Below are 291 nucleotides of genomic sequence, written 5' to 3' on the forward strand. Positions count from 1 at the left end.
GGATTGCCGCTTCCACCGGAACGGTCGGGGATTCTTATGACAATGCTCTGGCAGAAAATGTTAATGGTTCCTACAAGAACGAGCTGATCCATGCTCGCAGGTGGGATGATGTTGTCGAGGTAGAAATCGCGACGTTCGAGTGGGTGTCATGGTGGAACGAGACTAGGCTCCACCAAAGCTTGGACTACCGAACCCCGGTCGAGGTCGAAACCGAATTTTGGAAGCAGAACCCGCCACAGGAAATAATAGAAATCAAGGCAAACGCCTAGGAACAAAACCCGGGGCACTTCA

The 291-nt window shown here is 51.9% G+C and carries 1 protein-coding gene; it reads left to right on the forward strand.

The window, feature by feature from the left end; genetic code table 11:
• Nucleotides 1-269, forward strand: a 269-nt coding sequence (locus HMPREF2757_RS02380; protein WP_070573054.1) for an integrase core domain-containing protein, incomplete at its 5' end; no start/stop codon positions are given.
• Between the last annotated feature and the right edge of the window lie 22 nt (nucleotides 270-291).

The sequence above is a fragment of the Brevibacterium sp. HMSC063G07 genome (genome assembly GCF_001810665.1).
GTDB lineage: Bacteria > Actinomycetota > Actinomycetes > Actinomycetales > Brevibacteriaceae > Brevibacterium.